This window comes from Sphingomonas parapaucimobilis NBRC 15100, from assembly GCF_000787715.1.
GTDB classification, from domain to species: domain Bacteria; phylum Pseudomonadota; class Alphaproteobacteria; order Sphingomonadales; family Sphingomonadaceae; genus Sphingomonas; species Sphingomonas parapaucimobilis.
Window position 1 is genome coordinate 23,535 of record NZ_BBPI01000099.1, and the last position, 15,443, is coordinate 38,977.

Consider the following 15,443-nt stretch of genomic DNA (forward strand, 5'->3'; position numbering starts at 1 on the left):
AAAATCAGGAGGTGGACCAATGCGAAAGTCAGTCGGCGCGGCTCTGACCGCGATCACGGTGGCGTGTCTTGCTGCGCCGTTGTCGGCGTCCCTCGCGCAGGCCGGGATCAGCACGAACCCTGCTCCTGTCGAAACCAGGGATTATCTCGGTGCCATGCACGCGCTGAGTAGGTACGAGGTCGATGCGAGCCGGCTCGTGCTGACCAGATCCCAATCCCAAGCTTCACGCTTGTTTGCGCAAACGATGGTCGACCATCACACCCGTATGATGGCGGAGCACGCCAGCGTACTGAGCATGCCCGCCGCCACCGATTCCGGAAGCGCGCTGGTCGGGCCTCTGTCTCAGATGCTGGACACGCTAGAGAACACGCCCCGCGCCGAATTCGACGCGGCGTACAAGCGGGGACAGATCGCGGCGCACGAGGAAGCGTTGAAGGTCCATAACGCCTACGCGACGAAGGGTAGTAACGCGGCGGTGCGGGAGAAGGCTAAAGCGGGCGGGCTCGTGACCCGGAAGCACCTCGATAAAGCGCGGAAGCTGCCCGGAGCCTGAAACAGTTTCGGCCGGCACGCGAGCGCAACTATCCAGTTGGTGAGTCGCTCCGATCGAGAATGATCATATGACCGTCAGGCAGTTGTACGTAGCGATCTTTGCTCGAGCAGCTTCTCACCATCGGAGCGGATCTGACCATCGGGCGTGACATGCCGGTAGAGCGTCTGACGCGTGACGCCGAGCTCGACGCACAGCTCACCCACCTTAGTTTCCGGTTTCCCCATCGCGGCCTGGGCGAGCCGCAATTTGGCGGGCGTCATCTTGAACGGTCGCCCGCCATGTCTGCCGCGGGCGCGTGCCGAGGCAAGGCCCGCTTTGGTGCGTTCGACGATCAGTTCGCGCTCGAATTCGGCGAGTCCGGCGAAGATCGCGAAGATCAGCCGACCATTGGCGGTGGTGGTGTCGATCGACGCGCCTTCCCCCGCCAGCACTTTCAGGCCAACGCCGCGCTTGGTTAGATCGCCGACCGTATTGACTAGGTGGCGCAGGTCGCGCCCGAGCCGGTCGAGTTTCCAGATGACGAGCGTATCGCCTGAGCGGAGCGCCTTGAGCGCGCCCGCTAAACCGGGGCGATCGTCGCGCCGCCCCGAGGCCGTATCCTCGTAGATGTGGTCGGGATCGACCCCGGCGCCGATCAGCGCGTCGCGCTGCAGATCGTGGACCTGGCTGCCGTCCGTTTTCGAGACCCGTGCATAGCCGATGAGCGTTGTCACATATTCGTCCGTTCACGTGACGGAGCGGCATTGCCCGTCGATCAATCGCGATAATGTCACATAACCCGTCTTCTGGTCTATGCTCCATGAACGGGTACGCTTTCCTGTTTCGTGACGAACAGGAAGCCGATGCCGACCAAGACCATCCTGTCGCCCGCGCAGCGTGCTGTGATCTTCGACCCGCCTGCCGATCGCGCGACGATCGAACGGCTCTATACGCTCGGTCCCGACGATCTGGCACAGGTGGCGCGACGTCGGCGCGGGGCGAACCGGCTCGGCTATGCGGTGCAGCTTTGCTACCTGCGTCATCCCGGTCGCAGGCTACTGACGGGGGATGCGGTGCCCGCCGCCATGCTCGCGCTGCTCGCCGATCAGATCGGGTGCGTAGCCGACGACTTCACCGGCTATGCCACGCGCCCCACGACATTGCGCGAACACCGGGCCGAGATCGAAGCTCTGCTCGGTCTGCGCGCCTTCGCGCGGGTGGATGTACGGGCGATGCTGGCGCTGGGATCGGAGATTGCCGCTTCGACTGATAGAGGTGAGACGATCGTCACAGGCATGGTCGATCGCTTGCGGGCGGACCGGATCGTACTGCCGGCGACATCGACGCTGGAACGGCTCGCCCTCATCGTGCGGACACGGGCGCGCAAGGCGGCCCATTCCAATCTGATCCGCGACTGTTCGACCGAACAGGAAGCCGCACTCGAACACATGATCGCCTCCGACGATGATGGGCGCACCCGGCTAGGATGGATACGCGAATGGCCGGAAGCACCATCGGCCGCGAACCTGAAGGGAATCGTCGAACGGCTCGACACCGTGCGCGGCATCGGGATCGCGGCTGATCGAGCACGACGTATCCATGCTGCTCGCTATGCCGTCATTGCGCGGACCGCCGGCATCGTCACCGCCCAGCACCTGCGGCGTCTCGAACGTCCGCGCCGGCTCGCCATGCTCGTAGCTTCCGTGATCGAGATGGAAGCGACGTTGACCGACGCCGCGCTGGTCATGGTGGAGAAGATGGTGGGCGCGCTGTTCCGCCGTGCCGACCGCACCCGCTCCGATCGGCTGCTCGGCCAGGCACGGATGCTGAAGGACACCGCGCGTTTCCATGCCCGGCTCGGTCGCCTGCTGGTAGATGCTCGTGCGAGCGGGCGCGACGCCTTCCGCGCGATCGACGCGAAGATGGGCTGGGATCAGCTCGAACGCAGCATCCGCTTTGCCGAGGATCTGACGCGCTCGGCCGATGACGGGCTGGAAGAAGTGGTCGAACGCTATCCCGCCGTGCGGCGTTTCGCCCCGACGTTTCTCGCCGCTTTCACCTTCCGCACCGCGCGGTTGGCTGATCCGCTGCTCGGCGCGATCGAGGTGCTGCGCACGATGTACCGCGACGGTCGATCGGTCCTGCCGAAGCGAGTGCCGACCAGCTTCATCAAGCCGCGCTGGCGCAAGGTCGTGCAGCCGGCGGAAGGGACGATAGACCGGCGCGCCTATGAGATCGCAGTGATCGCCCACCTGCGCGAGCGGCTCGGCTCGGGCAGCATCTGGGTGGACGGCAGCCGCGCCTATCGCACGCTCGACGACTATCAGCTGCCCATGCCCGCCTTCGAAGCGATGCGCGCGAGCGGCGATCTGCGCCTGGTTGTGCCGACCGACTTTTCCAAATGGTACGAGGAACGCCGCACCCTGTTGGCCCGGCGCATGACGGAGGTGGAGCGCGCAGCCGCAGCGGGCGAGCTGGTCGATGTGACGATCGAACGCGGGCAGTTGCTCATATCGTCGATCCGGCGATCCCCGTCCGACGATGCCGATGCGCTAAAGGCCCGGCTCTACGCGATGCTGCCGCGCGTCCGAATCACCGATCTGCTGGTCGAGGTCGCCGCATGGTCGGGATTCGCCGACCGTTTCGTCCATGCGCGCAGCGGCGCCCCCGCCTCCGACCAGTCCGCGCTGATGGGTGCGATCCTCGCCGATGCGACCAACCTCGGCCTGGGCCGCATGGCCGAAAGCTCGCGCGGGCTGACGTTGTCTCGCCTGCGCTGGACGGCGGAATGGCATGTGCGCGACGAAACCTATCTGTCGGCGCTGGCGGCGATCGTCGATTGCCATACCGCGCATCCGCTCGCGGCGGTCTGGGGACCGGGCGATACATCGTCGTCGGACGGGCAGTTCTTTCGTGCCGGTGGTCAGGGCGAGGCCCGCGCCGATCACAACGCCCGCTATGGCACCGAACCAGGCGTGCTGTTCTACACCCACGTCACCGACCGCTTCACGCCGTTCCACACCAAGGTCATCGCCGCCAATGCCGGCGAGGCCGCGCATGTCCTCGACGGCCTGCTCGACCATGAAAGCGAGCTGGTCATCCGCGAACATGCGACCGATACCGCCGGCGCGGTCGATCATGTCTTCGGCCTGTGCCATCTGCTCGGCTTCCGCTTCGCGCCCCGCATCCGCGACCTCAACGAGCGCCGGCTCTACAGCCTGTCGCCGCTCGACTCGTGGCCGACGCTGCGCCCGCTCGTCGCCGGTCCGGTCAAGATCCGCGCGATCGAGGAGAACTGGGACGAAACCCTGCGCCTTGCCGCCTCGATCCGCGCCGGCACGGTGAGCGCCTCGGTCATGCTCCGCAAGCTGGCGGGCTTCCCGCGTCAGAACTCGGTCGCCCGCGCGCTGCGGGAGATAGGTCGGATCGAACGCACCCTGTTCATGCTCGACTGGTTCGATGATCCCGACCAGCGTCGTCGCACCGGCAGCATTCTCAACAAGGGCGAGGCCCGCAACGCGCTCGCCCGCGCCATCTTCTTCAACCGCCTCGGCGAACTGCGCGACCGCACCTTCGAGAACCAGCGCCATCGCGCCTCCGGCCTGACCCTCGTCACCGCGGCCATGACGCTCTGGAACACCGTCTATCTCGACCGAGCTGTCCGTCATCTGCGCGGCAGCGGCGTCGACGTGCCCGACGAGCTGCTCGCCCACGTCGCCCCTCTGGGCTGGGAGCATATCGGCCTCACCGGCGACTATCTCTGGGGCGAGATCGACAAACCTCGCGAGCGGTTCAGGCCGCTGCGCCTCCACCAGCAAAGCCGGGACGCTTAGCGTACGTTTTCGACCATCCTCTCACCGGTCCCCACGATAGTCAGCCTTCTCCGGCGAGCTTGTCCATCAGGTTGTCCACCTCGACAGCGCGGCGGCGATCGGCATCGAACCGATTCCGCCGCTCCTGCTCGGCCTCCAACCTGGCTGTCAGCGCCAATGCCTCCGCTTCTCCCCGGAGCCGGAACAGTACGGCAGGACTGCCATCGGCTGTTGCGGTCATCTGCATCGCATAATCAGGGAGCTGGTCAGCCTCCACCACCTTGCGGAGCATCCGGTTGAACTCTTTTGGTTTGCTATCGCTGCCGGTCTTGTCCCGAAGCACCTCCACGCGACACGTCCACCCACCCTTCTGGTTACCGGCGTGCTTGCGGGCGATCCGGTACAGCGCTCGCTCTAGCCCGCCGGTCAGCAGGAAATAATCTTGATGCATGGTGAGAAGCGACCGTTCTCCCATAATGCCCTCATACACCCAGTCCGACAGCGTGATAGTCATCCCGCGCGGTTGGTCGGTGTCCGGATCTACCTCCAGCGTCCATTTGTCGAGCCAGTTGAAACCGGCCTTGGTGCGCCGCTTGGGTGCGCGGATCGATGTCGATATGGAAGTCGTCTGAAGCCGCTGGAGTGCAGCTTGCAGCTCCTGATAGGCCCGGCCGCTGGTATCGCGCTTGATCGCCCGCAACAGGTCATAGGACGTTGTTTTAAGTGTCCGGGGAAGGTCGTTTACGCCCTGCTCCCGCATCCGGTTGAGCGTGGACGCCGCCCATATCAGAATATCGGCGTCCCAGATCGTCGCCATGCCATAGGCAGGGATCGCCTCGATCTTCACCCACGTCTCGCCGTCCGGGCTGCTATACTCGATAGGCTTCACCCGCTTGCGCTTCTGAAGCGAGAAGAACGGCCGCTCCATCGTCTCCCGCTGATCCTTCAGCGGGAGGTCGCCCATCAACGGGATGAACAGATCAAATTCGGGATTGGGATTCTGGCGTTTAGTCATGCCTCTTCAATCCTGCCGTTCTGCACAATTGCAGATGTGCACATTATCACGCACGTCCGAATTGCTTGTCGGCGTCATACTTGGCGACCAGTTCGCTGATCGCTTCGGCAAGGAGGTCTTGGTGACTGCGCCGGGTCCGCGCTGCCAGAACACGAAATGCCTCCGCCGTAGGATCGGCCGGATCGAAATATGCCCCGAGGTGATACTTTCCTGGCCGCTTGCCACTCGACCGTCCTACACTCGACGGTGAGGCCGAAGGAGCCGGCTGATGATCCGGCTCGGGTTCGCGAGGGGAGGGGGACGCTACTGCCGGCCCCAACAGGGAAGTCCGTTTCGCCATAATCAAGCCTTCACATTTGCAGGTGTGCAATTCATCACATCATCAAAAATGCGCTTCTGCAAGGCTGCAATTTCCAAGGCGGCCTTGCCTTTCGGCTCATGCTCGATGACGCCCAAGCCATAAGGCCATGCCGCTCGGTAGGCGCTGCGCTCCCGTACTACGGCACGCGCCACCCGCAAGCCGGTCGCCTCGGCAAGCGTTCTGGCATCGTCCAGCAACGTGGTTGCGGTAGGGGGGGCGGCATTCAGCACGACCACGCCCGTTCGCCCAGTACTGGTGATAAGCTGCGCCGTACGCTTGATCGCATCAAGGTCGATCAACGATGGACGGCAGGGGATAACGACTAGATCGGCACGCTGCGCCGCTGCGGCGGCTTCCGCGCCCGCCGCTGGCGGTGTGTCGATGATGGTAAGCGCAAAGCCGTTGGCCTCAGCCGCATCAATCGCCTGGTCAAGGCGTCTCGCACTGATCGGCTCAACGTGGGGCAGCTCGGCCGTCCGTCGCTCGCTCCAAGCGGTCGCGCTCTCCTGCGGGTCTAGGTCAAAGAGAGCCGTCTTGATCCCGACTGCTTCAGCGGCAACCGCCAGATTTACTGCCAGCGTCGTCTTTCCGACGCCCCCCTTCTGCGCTGCAAGCGTGATAATATGCAAGTGTGCACACCTTCAATAATGCCAATTTGATGATATGCAGAATGGAAAGATCGCACAACTGCTATTGTGGGAGTGCCTAATACGCAGGGGAGGGCAGGGACTACGCCAACGACTGACTAGCCACGGGACGTTTGCGCGCGGCAGAACGCGCTGGGTTCACTGAGCTAAGGCGCGGGCAGCAATGGCGTTTCGATCTAGTGGAACGCAGCAAGAGTGGCTTTGAAGCGACCCATCTGGAATGCTGTTCGACGATCTGCCTCCCTCAGAGAAATAGGCGATGCTCTCGAAAAAAGTTCTCAATCAAGATACCAACGATGCGCTGACCGAGTGGACCGCCGTTCGCATACATCTGGTTCGGTCTATGTAATGCCCCTATTTGATGGGTATTCCACATTCTTCGGCATTTGATCGAAAGCTGACACATCTCGATAGGGCTATAGTGAGGCGTGATACCGTTCACCAGCAATGCTCCGGAAGTGACAATGCCCTACTTCGATGATTACGATCTTCCACTGACCACCGCTTCCGACATGGCAGCAATGGCCTACCGAGACGGCGTCCGCTTGATGCTCGCTGCATGGCCGGGTGCCGCGGCGAAGCTGGATGTGGCGATTTCTGCCGATCCGGACTTCGCCCTCGCGCATGCCGCTCGTGCACGGCTTCACGCCATCTTGGCGGAAGGAGCGAATGCCAAAGAAGCAGTGGATCGGGCGGCAGCACTCGTCGCTGTGCATGGCACCGAGCGCGAGCGGAGCCACGTCGACGTCATCACTTATGCGGTGACTGGGCAGTCTAAGGAAGCGCTGACACGAGCCATCGCGCACCTTGAACAATGGCCACGTGATGTAATCATCCTTTCGCTGCCGCTGGGAGCGTTCGGCCTCTACGCTTTTTCCGGTATGGCCGATCACGATCAGGCGCGGGTCGATCTGGTTGAGCGGCTAGGGCCGCATTTCGACACGGATGACTGGTGGTTCCTGACCTATCATGGATGGGCGCTCGCAGAGAATGGCGAGGTCGCACGCGGTCGCACCATGCTTGAGCGCAGCATGGACCTGCGCCAAGAGAACGCCAACGGTGCCCATGCGCTCGCCCATGCGATGTACGAGGGAGGTGCTGGCGACGATGCCGATGCGCTCATCAAGGCGTGGCTGCCCAACTATGATCGTAGCGGCATCCTGCACGGTCATATCGCCTGGCACGCTGCCTTGGTGGCGCTGGAGCGCGGCGATCCCGCTGGGGCACTCACTATCTATGATACGCACGTGCAGCCCTCGGTATCGCACGGCATGCCGATCAATGTCGTCAGTGATGCGGCTTCGCTGCTTTGGAGAATCGCCGCATACAGCCATGTGGTGCCGGAGGGCTTATGGAGCACAATCGGCAGCTATGCGGCGACCCGATTTCCGAAAGCGGGACACGCTTTCATCGACACCCACATGGCGATGATCGAGGCGATGACTGGCGATCGATCCGCGTTCAATGCGCGAACCGCCACGCTCGATACGATGGCAGGCAATGGCACCCTTGGCGCGGGGAAAGTCGTGCCGACGATAGCTCGCGCAATGTTGGCCTTCGCCGATGCCGATTACCCGCGCACGATCGCGTTGTTGGAACCTGAGACCCGCGACGTTGCGCGAATAGGGGGTTCGGGTGCGCAGCGCGAGGTGGTCGAAGACACGTTGCTCGTCGCCTACATGCGTGCAGGCGAAGCGGCTAAGGCGCGGGCCTTGCTCGACCGTCGACTTCACCGGCGTCCGTCGCCGCGGGACTCGCGTTGGCAAGAAAGCCTTGTTGCATGATGGCGCGGATCGGGAGTGCGGATGTCGCACGGTTAGCGATCAACCGAGCGCTCACGGCCGCGAACCCGATTGTCGTCTATGCAGCCGGCACGATCATCGGGCACGGCCTTGCGGCTGTCCCAACACTATCGACGCTGCCCATGCTGGTTCATTCGCCGCAAAATCGGCGAGGTGAAGCCCAATAGCGAGACGACCGCACCCAATAGCCCCAGCGTGACGAAGAGCCATCGGACACCAATCCATTCGCCGAGCGGCGTCGCGATAGCGAGGCCGATCGGCGACGCCAGTCCCATGATGGTGGCAAGAAGCGACAGGACGCGGCCCTGGAGGTGGTTGGGAACGATCGACTGTAGCAGCGCCGTGAACGGCGCGTTGCCGGCGATGTAGGTGACGCCGCTGACCGCCCACATAGCCACCGCGACCGGAAACATCTGCGCAGGAGTCAGGGCGGTCAGCGCCAGGCTCAGGCAGGAAATCGCGAAACCCCACAGCACCCAAAGCACATGCCTCTTTGGCGATATGGCTGCGACAAGGAGGCCGCCTGCGACCATTCCCATACCGCCGATGCTTTCGATCAGGGCAACCTGGGGCGCCGCGCCGCCAAAATGCTCTTTGACCAACAAAGGAACGAGCGTGAACGACGGCATGACGATCAGGACAATGGCGCCGAGTAGGGCGTACATCCTTCGCAGGCCAGGGTTGCTCCAGACGAGATCGAGACCTTCACGAAACTCGCGCCAAAGGCTCGGCCCGCCGTCTGACAAGAAGCGATTTTGCGGAATGGCGAAGATCAGCAACGGCACGATGCCGAGCACCGCGGTGACGACGTCGATCGCAAGCGCATAGCCGATCGGCATGAGGCTGATGGCAAGTGCCCCCAAGGGGGCTGCGGCGACGGTCATGATGCCGGTGAGCGACTGGTTCAATCCGGCCGCGCGACCGAGGAAGGTTGCCGGCACCAGCATGGCGGTGCTTGCCGTGGCGGCCGGCTGCTGGAACGCCTGCATCGCGCTCCGGACGAACATCATCACGTACAGGTGCCAGAGTTCGACCGACCCGCTCAAAAACAGGGCGATCAGGAGGACCATGCATGCTGCGCTGACCAGATCCGCACCGATCATGATCGCACGCCGGCTCCACCGGTCCGCCAGCGTGCCGCCAAGCGGCCCCAGCAAAGCTTGTGGCAGCAAGGCGACAAGCCCGGCTGTCGCCAGCGCCGAGACGCTGCCTGTCGTGTCCGTGATCCACCACAGCAACACGAATTGGGTCAGCGCCGAGCCGATCAGCGATACCGCCTGACCGGCAAAGACCGACCAATAGCGGATGCGCCATCCCGGCCCGGGATCGTGATGGTCCATGCCGCTACCTGCGCTGGAAGGGGCCGTAGCCGCCATGTCGTTCATCAAGCTGGGTTACCTCTGCCCTTGCGCGGCGCGCTTACCTGCCTTCGTCGGCACCGCCTCCGAGTGCCCGGAACAGGGCAACTGCACTCGAAAGTTCGGCGCGCCGCACCTCAAGCAGATTTTGACGCGCGGTGTATTCGGTCCGCTGCGCGTCAAGCAGTTCGAGGCGGCTATCGACGCCGGCACGGAAGCGCAGGTTGGTCTGCATCAGGCGACGCTGCGCCACACTTGCCGCCTCTCCCTGAGCGGTCCGCTGGCGCTGGAACGTCTCACGACCGGCCAGACCATCGGCAACCTCACGGAATGCCGTCTGGACCGCGCGCTCGTAGTTCGCGACCGCAATGTTCGTCCGCACCCTGGCCGCCGCAAGCGCGCCGGGGGCTTGGGGCTGGAGGACGGGGATTGAGACCTGCGGCGACACGTTCCAGTTCTGGTTGGCGCCGCTGAACAGGTTGCTCAAGCCTAAGCTTGCAAAGCCGAAGGCACCCGTCAGGGAGATGCGCGGGAAGAGCGAGGCCCGTGCGGCGCCAACATCGTAGTTGGCGGCCCGCAGTTCGTGCTCGGCCTGCAGGATGTCAGGGCGACGCAGCAGGAGGTCAGAGGGGAGTCCTGCCGCGATCTGGGTACGAACGGGCTGGTCCATAAGACCGATCGCCGTGGGAAGATCGGTTGGGACAGGCGAGCCGACCGCAAGCGTCAGTGCATTGGCTGCCTGCGCCACTTCACGAACCCGCTGTTCCCGATCAGCTTCGGCCTGTCGCACCAGTCCTTCCGCCTGCGCGACTTCAGGCCCCCCGACCTGACCGGCATCATGCAGCTTGCGCGTGAGGTCGAGCGAGGACCGCCAATCGGTCAGCGTGGTTTCGGTCAATCGCAATTGCTCTGCCGCCAGACGCTCATTGAGATAGGCGTCAGCCACCGCGCCGATGACGGTGATGCGAGCTGCACGCCGACCCTCATCGGTCGCCAGATAGCGTTCGAAGGCAGCCTGCGTCTGCGAGCGGATGCGCCCGAACAGGTCGATCTCGAATGACGTCAGGGCTGCCTGCACACCGAACTGGCCGAACTCGACACCACGCGTCGCGCCCTCGTTCGGATCGATACCAACGCCAGCGCCAGCGACGGACGAGGGTACGCGGTTGCGGGTATAGATGCCCTGTATCTCGCCCGTCGGCAGAATCGCCGCGCGTGCGATGCGGAACTGCGCCCGCGCTTCCTGGGCCTGGAGGGTCGCAACCCGCAAATCGCGGTTTTCAGACAGCGCGATCTCGATCAGCCGCTGAAGGCGGGCGTCACCGAACATGGCGCGCCACTGGATGTCTGCCGAGGTAACCGCGTCGGCTGCGGTCGCTCCCGGATAGGTCGCAGCAACAGGAGGTGCCGGGATGTTCAGACGGGGGTTCATCGAGCAACCTCCTGCCAAGAGCAGCAGGGGAAGCGCGGCGAGGAGATATCTGCGAGCCATCGTAATCAAGCCTCGTTGGGGGTGGCGACAGTCTCTTCGGCCCGCTTGCCGCGGAGCCGCGCGGCGAGACGCACCACGACGACGAAAAAGGCAGGAACCAGGAAGATCGCCAGCACCGTGCCGGTAATCATGCCGCCGAACACACCGGTGCCGATCGCGTGCTGGGTCTCGGCGCTGGCACCGGCTGCAATCATCAGCGGCACGATGCCGAGGGTGAAGGCAAGGCTGGTCATCAGAATGGGGCGCAGGCGGACCTTTGCTGCCTCGACGGCCGCCTCAACGACGTCCTTGCCTTCTTCCACGTACTGCTTGGCAAACTCGACGATCAGGATCGCGTTCTTGGCGCTGAGGCCGATGATGGTGATGAGGCCCACCTGGAAGAACACGTCGCTGGCGAGCTGGCGCAGGATGATCGCAGCGAACGCACCAATCAGACCCAGTGGCACGACGAGGATCACCGACAACGGGATCGCCCAGCTCTCATAGAGGGCAGCCAGCACCAGGAAGACGACGAGCATCGAGAACGCCATGAGGATGGTGGTCTGCGATCCGGCCTGCTTTTCCTGAAGCGACACACCGGTCCACTCGACCGCGAAGCCCTTGGGCAACTGGCTGGCAAGCTGCTCCATCTCGGCCATCGCCGCTCCGCTCGACACGCCCAAATTTGGGTAGCCCGCGATCCGCACGGCCGGATAGCCATTGTAGCGAATCATCTGAAGTGCACCCTTCTCCCACACGGGGCGGACGACCTGCGCCAAGGGCACCATCTCGCCGTTCGCATTGCGGACGTTCAGCTTCAGCACGTCGCCAAGCTGCATGCGGGCGGTCGCGTCGGCCTGGACGATGACCTGCTGCATCCGGCCCTTGTTGGGGAAGTCGTTGACGTAAGCCGATCCCATCGAGGCCGACAGCGCATCGCTGATCGCCTGAAACGGCACGCCCATCGCCTGCGCCTTCTCGCGGTCGATCGCGAGCCGGACGTTGGTGCCGGCGGGCAAGCCATCCGGATAGACAAAGGTCACGACCTTGCTCTTGGACGCGAGTTCCACGAGCTTGTTCTGGGCAGCGATCAGCGCGGCATAGCCCTGATTGGCGCGGTCTTCGAGCCGCATGGTGAAGCCGCCCGACGTGCCGAGTTCATCGATCGCCGGGGGCGACAGGCTCATGACCGTGCCTTCGGGGATCGCCTTGGCGGCTTCCGTCGCGTGTGCGATCTCGTCGGCGACCGTTGCGCCGTTACGATCCTTCCAGTCCTTCATAACGGTGAAGGCCGTGGCGACGTTGGGGCCTGCCCCGGCGAAGCCATATCCAAGAATCGCGACGTTGGTCTTGATGCCGGGACGGCTCGCAACATAGCGCTCGTAGGTGCGCATCGCTTCGTCGGTGCGCTCCTGCGTTGCATCCGGGGGAAGCTGGATGCTGGTCAGAAAATAGCCCTGATCCTCTTCCGGCAGGAACGACGTGGGCCAATTGGCGAACGCCACGCCGACCAGACCGAGAACCGCAACGAACACGAGCATTGCGCGACCCGTGCGCTTCAGCACGGCAACGACCCAACGCTCGTAGCCTGCCGTCATGCGATCGAAGCGATCGTTGAACCAGGTGAAGAAGCGGTTCTTCTTTTCGTGCCCGGTGACCGGCTTCAGGAGCGTGGCGCACAGCGCCGGCGTCAGCGAGAGGGCGAGAAAGGCAGAGAAGAGGATGGAGACCGCCATCGACAGCGTGAACTGGCGATAGATCGCGCCGACCGAGCCGCTGGACAGCGCCATCGGCAGGAACACCGCGGTCAGCACGGCGGTGATGCCGATCACCGCGCCGGTGATCTCGCGCATCGCCTTGGAGGTCGCTTCCTTCGGCGACAGATGCTCCTCGTGCATGATGCGCTCGACGTTCTCGACGACGACGATCGCGTCGTCGACGATGATGCCGATCGCCAGCACCATGCCGAACATGGTCAGCACGTTGATCGAGAAGCCGGCCAGCAGCATCACCGCCAACGTGCCGAGCAGCGCGATCGGGGCGACGATCGCCGGGATCAGCGTGTAGCGAACCTTCTGGAGGAAGAGGAACATCACGAGGAAAACGAGGACCATCGCCTCGACCAGCGTGTGCAGCACCTTCTCGATCGAGATGGTGACGAACGGCGCGGTGTTGAACGGAATCGACCACTTCATGCCTGCCGGCATTGCGCGGGCAAGTTCGGTCATCCGGCCCTCGACGGCCTTGGCAACCGCAACGGCGTTCGCGCCGGGCGCGAGCTGGACCGCGGCGCTCGCCGACACCTTGCCGTTCTCGCGCGTCGAGAAAGAGTAATTCTGCGGTCCGAGTTCGACACGCGCGACGTCGCCGATCGTGACCTTGGAGCCGTCCGGATTGGCCTTGAGGATGATACCGGCAAATTGCTCGGGCGTGCTGAGCTGACCATCAGCGGTCAGCGGCACGAGGACGCGCTGGCCCTTGACCGTTGGCGAGCCGCCAAGGCTGCCGGGGGCAAGCTGCACATTCTGCTCGGCAATGGCCGACGTGACGTCACCGATCGACAGGTTGTAGGAAACGAGCTTGGCGGGATCGGTCCAGATCCGCATCGCGCGCTCGGCCGAAAAGTTCTGGACACGACCGACGCCGGGGATCCGCTTTAGTTCTTCGGTGATGTTGCGACTGAAATAGTCACCCAGCGCGACTTCATCGAGGCTACCGTTCTCGGACGTCAGCGACACCATCATGAGGAAGCCCGACGAGGCAGCCCCGACGTTGACGCCGAGCTGGCGCACCGTCTGCGGAAGGCGCGGCTCGACCGTCTTCAAGCGGTTCTGCACGTCGACCTGCGCAAGGTCGGGATCGGTGCCAGGACGGAAGGTCGCGGTGATCGTCGCCAGGCCGGACGTGTCGGTAGTCGACTCAAAGTAGAGCAAGTTCTTTACGCTCGACAGCTCGCGCTCGATAAGGACGACCACGCCGTCATTCATCGTCTGCGGGGTCGCGCCCGGATAGGTGGCACTGATGGTCACCGAGGGCGGCGCGATCGAGGGGAAGCGCGCGACAGGAAGCTGCGGGATTGCGATCAGGCCGGCGAGGATGATGCCGATAGCGATCACCCACGCGAAGATCGGACGATTGATGAAAAACTGAGGCATGATGGCGATCTCCTCAGCGCTTCGCTGGTTGCCAGGCGCGTGCCTTGACCGGCACGCCGCCCTGGATGCGATCCCGGCCGACCACGATGATCGTTTCGCCAGCCTTCAGGCCCGACTGGACGACGTAGCGACCATCGACGACGTCGCCGACGCTCACCCGGCGATCGTGAACGCGGCCCTGGCTGTCGAGGATGGCGACGGTCGCATTGCCGTTGTCGTCACGTGTAACGGCCTCCTGCGGTACGGTCAGCGCCGCTGGCACGCTGGATCGCGGCAGTCTGGCGCGCACGAACATACCCGGCAGCAGGCGACGCTGCGGATTATCCACCTCGACCCTGACGACAGCATTGCCGGTGCCCGGCTCTACCGTCACACCCGAGAACAGGATGCGCCCGCGGATCGGGTATGGGGTGCCTGACGAAAACAGGATGTCGACGCCATCGGTGCCCGGTCCTTTGCCGTCGCGACGTGCCTGCAACAGCGCATCGAAGCGCTCAGCAGGCTGACGGACGTCGACATAGACCTTGTCGATCTGCTGGACGATCGCGAGCGGGTTCGTGTCCTGCGCGCCGACCAGCGCGCCTTCGGTGACAAGCGTTGCGCCGATCTGCCCGGAGATCGGCGATGTGACACGCGCGAAGCCGACATCGAGCCGACGACGGCTGAGATCGGCGCGGGCCTGCGCAACCTCGGCAGCCGCCTGCGCGCGCTGTGCGACCGCATTGTCATAGCTCTGGCGGCTGATCGCATCCGCGGAGACCAGCGGCTTCAGGCGCTCGGCTTGCGAACTGGCGAGACCCAAGGCTGCTTGTGCCCGAGCCAATGAGGCGGCTGCGCTGTTCGCATCGGCGCGGAACGGTGCAGGGTTGATCTGGAAAAGCGGCTGACCGGCGCGGACGAAAGCGCCCTGCTCGAAGAAGCGGCGCTGGACGATGCCGCCGACCTGCGGACGGATCTCCGCCGTCCGGAATGCGACGACGCGGCCCGGCAGCTCGTCGGCGACCTCGACCGCCTGCGGCGACACCTTCGTGACCTGCACCTCGACCGGCTGCGGGGCAGCCTTCTGCTCGGGTTCACCAGAGCAAGCGGCGAGCGCAAGCGACGCGGCCGTAGCCGTGCAGAGGGTTCTCATCCTGCGTCCGCGCAGAAGCATCTTCCAGGTCTCCGAAACGTGTTCGATCGTGCATTTGCCGATGACCGTCGCGGTTCGGTGGACGTTGTGTGGAGACAGTGTGGAGGGCCGTAGCGCGGGCTGCTCAGGAGCGATTAGTATCTCACGCGGAGATCAAA

Annotated in this window: 11 protein-coding genes; 3 read left to right on the forward strand and 8 right to left on the reverse strand. The window is 64.1% G+C overall.

Annotated elements, in window-relative coordinates; genetic code table 11:
- Positions 1-19: 19 nt before the first annotated feature.
- A complete protein-coding gene (locus tag SP5_RS18615) occupies positions 20-553 on the forward strand; it encodes a DUF4142 domain-containing protein (protein WP_052811626.1) in 534 nt (177 codons plus the stop codon).
- Positions 554-627: 74 nt separating this feature from the next.
- On the opposite strand, the gene SP5_RS17340 is transcribed toward SP5_RS18615, so the two are convergent.
- The gene (locus tag SP5_RS17340; RefSeq protein ID WP_037527897.1) at positions 628-1,266 is read right to left on the reverse strand and encodes a recombinase family protein; all 639 of its coding nucleotides are present in this window, start codon (positions 1,264-1,266) and stop codon (positions 628-630) included.
- Positions 1,267-1,395: 129 nt separating this feature from the next.
- On the opposite strand from SP5_RS17340, the gene SP5_RS17345 reads away from it, so the two are divergent.
- Positions 1,396-4,365: a Tn3 family transposase gene (locus tag SP5_RS17345; protein ID WP_042491074.1), complete on the forward strand. Its 2,970-nt coding sequence runs from the start codon at positions 1,396-1,398 to the stop codon at positions 4,363-4,365.
- Between the two features lie 40 nt (positions 4,366-4,405).
- On the opposite strand, the gene SP5_RS17350 is transcribed toward SP5_RS17345, so the two are convergent.
- From SP5_RS17350 to SP5_RS17355, 3 genes are read right to left on the reverse strand one after another with little or no spacing between them, the layout of a single operon-like run.
- Positions 4,406-5,359, reverse strand: a complete 954-nt coding sequence (locus tag SP5_RS17350) for a replication initiator protein A (RefSeq protein WP_042491076.1) — start codon at positions 5,357-5,359, stop codon at positions 4,406-4,408.
- A 46-nt stretch (positions 5,360-5,405) separates the two neighbouring features.
- Positions 5,406-5,699 (reverse strand): ribbon-helix-helix domain-containing protein, encoded by a 294-nt coding sequence (locus SP5_RS20020; RefSeq protein ID WP_369386101.1) that lies wholly within the window; start codon positions 5,697-5,699, stop codon positions 5,406-5,408.
- A 2-nt stretch (positions 5,700-5,701) separates the two neighbouring features.
- On the reverse strand, positions 5,702-6,349 hold the full coding sequence (locus tag SP5_RS17355; RefSeq protein WP_042491079.1) for an AAA family ATPase: 648 nt from the start codon (positions 6,347-6,349) through the stop codon (positions 5,702-5,704).
- Positions 6,350-6,831: 482 nt separating this feature from the next.
- Between SP5_RS17355 and SP5_RS17360 the strand changes: the two genes are divergently transcribed.
- Positions 6,832-8,151, forward strand: coding sequence for a tetratricopeptide repeat protein (locus tag SP5_RS17360; protein ID WP_042491082.1), 1,320 nt, complete (start codon positions 6,832-6,834; stop codon positions 8,149-8,151).
- A gap of 125 nt (positions 8,152-8,276) precedes the next feature.
- On the opposite strand, the gene SP5_RS17365 is transcribed toward SP5_RS17360, so the two are convergent.
- From SP5_RS17365 to SP5_RS17380, 4 genes are all read right to left on the reverse strand, one after another.
- Positions 8,277-9,509 (reverse strand): MFS transporter, encoded by a 1,233-nt coding sequence (locus SP5_RS17365; RefSeq protein ID WP_167334736.1) that lies wholly within the window; start codon positions 9,507-9,509, stop codon positions 8,277-8,279.
- A gap of 79 nt (positions 9,510-9,588) precedes the next feature.
- Positions 9,589-11,019, reverse strand: a complete 1,431-nt coding sequence (locus SP5_RS17370) for an efflux transporter outer membrane subunit (RefSeq protein ID WP_042491088.1) — start codon at positions 11,017-11,019, stop codon at positions 9,589-9,591.
- 5 nt (positions 11,020-11,024) lie between these two features.
- Complete coding sequence (locus tag SP5_RS17375) at positions 11,025-14,153, reverse strand: multidrug efflux RND transporter permease subunit (RefSeq protein WP_042491090.1); 3,129 nt, start codon at positions 14,151-14,153, stop codon at positions 11,025-11,027.
- 13 nt (positions 14,154-14,166) lie between these two features.
- On the reverse strand, positions 14,167-15,306 hold the full coding sequence (locus tag SP5_RS17380; protein WP_042491092.1) for an efflux RND transporter periplasmic adaptor subunit: 1,140 nt from the start codon (positions 15,304-15,306) through the stop codon (positions 14,167-14,169).
- Between the last annotated feature and the right edge of the window lie 137 nt (positions 15,307-15,443).